At 74.1% G+C, this 1,403-nt stretch carries 2 protein-coding genes and 1 pseudogene; all 3 read left to right on the top strand.

Translation table 11 applies throughout. The annotated features are described in order from the left end of the window. A pseudogene (locus ACFY5C_RS41570) lies at window positions 1–73 on the top strand (RNA polymerase subunit sigma); the annotation flags it as partial. Continuing rightward, the gene (gene rsrA, locus ACFY5C_RS41565; protein ID WP_151785786.1) at window positions 70–372 is read left to right on the top strand and encodes a mycothiol system anti-sigma-R factor; all 303 of its coding nucleotides are present in this window, start codon (window positions 70–72) and stop codon (window positions 370–372) included. The pseudogene ACFY5C_RS41570 and the gene rsrA, both read left to right, overlap by 4 nt. A 110-nt stretch (window positions 373–482) precedes the next feature. Beyond that, the coding region (locus ACFY5C_RS41560) for an HD-GYP domain-containing protein (RefSeq protein WP_389455284.1) at window positions 483–1,403 on the top strand (921 nt) is incomplete at its 3' end.

Below are 1,403 nucleotides of genomic sequence, written 5' to 3'. Positions count from 1 at the left end.
CTACGCCCGCGAGCGCGGGCTGGTCCCGGCCGGCGCCGGAGAGTCGGACGAAGCGAAAGGCTCGGGCTCATGAGCTGCGGAGAGCCGCACGAGACGGACTGCTCCGAGGTACTCGACCACCTCTACGAGTTCCTCGACAGCGAGATGCCGGACGTCGACCGCGACAAGTTCAAGCAGCACTTCCAGGAGTGCTCGCCGTGCCTGGAGAAGTACGGGCTCGAAGAAGCGGTGAAGAAGCTCGTCAAGCGCTGCTGCGGCCATGACGACGTCCCCACGGACCTGCGCGCGAAGGTGCTGGGCCGGCTCGACCTGATCCGCTCCGGTCAGTCCGTGCCCGAGCACGACGTCGCCGCCGCACCGCAGGAGACCTGACCCCCGCGTCACCCGAACGTGCGAATGGCGGGCGACACGCCCGCACCCGCCCCCCGCCCCACCTAGGCTCCGCGTGAGCTGAGCAGGTGACGGTGGGGGAGGGGCCGGGCATGGAGACCTTGCCGGCACGGGCACGCGTGTACGTGGCCTGTGCCGCCCTCGCGGCGGTGCTCTGTCTGCTGCCCGTGCCCTCCGCCCGCCCGTCCTGGTGGGCGGTGGCCCTCCTCGCCGCGCTCTACGCCGGCGGGGGACGCGTCGCCGCCCGCGGACGTCTGTCCGGCACCTTCTACCCCGTGCTGCTGGCCGGGGCGTTTTTGCTGCCTCCGCCCGCCGCCGCGCTCGTCGCGGTGCCGGGCGCGCTGCTCGGGCCCGTCGGACGCCGGCCGCGCGGAACGCGCCGCCTGTGGCGGGCCGCCCAGCTGGTGCTCGCCGTGCGGGCGGCCGCCGAGGTCTACGGGGCACTGGGCGAGCCGGACGCCGTGACCGCCGCCGAGTTCCCCGGCGCGCTCGCCGCCGCCGGGGCCGCCGTCGTCGTGTTCTGCCTGGTCCTCACCCTGCTCGACGGCGGCATCCTGGCGCTCGCCGAGCGCGTCCCCGCCCGCCGCGCCTGGCGGGGTCTCTTCCCGCGCTCCCTCGCCCCCATCGCCGTGCACGGACTCGCCGGGCTCATGATGGCCGTCCTGTGGCAGAGCCCGTACGGCCCGGTCGCGGCCCTGCTCGTGCTGCTGCCCATGTGCGTGTCGTGGTGGGTGTTCGGCCAGTACCACCGGGAGCACGCGGCCCACCAGGCCACCATCCGCGCCCTCGTCCAGGCCGTCGACATCAAGGACGGCTACACCCGGGGCCACAGCGAGCGCGTCGGGCACGCCTCCATGATGATCGCGCGGGAGCTGGGCCTGGAGGACGAACGGGTGGAGGTCCTCCGCTTCGCCGGGATCCTGCACGACGTCGGCAAACTCGGCGTGCCCACCCGGCTGCTCCGCAAGGACGGCCCGCTCACGCCCGAGGAACGCCGGATCATCGAGCTGCAC

Source organism: Streptomyces sp. NPDC012935 (assembly GCF_042900345.1).
Lineage (GTDB): Bacteria > Actinomycetota > Actinomycetes > Streptomycetales > Streptomycetaceae > Streptomyces.
Note: the sequence above shows the minus strand (reverse complement) of the source record. Positions and strands in the feature narration are given on the sequence as shown.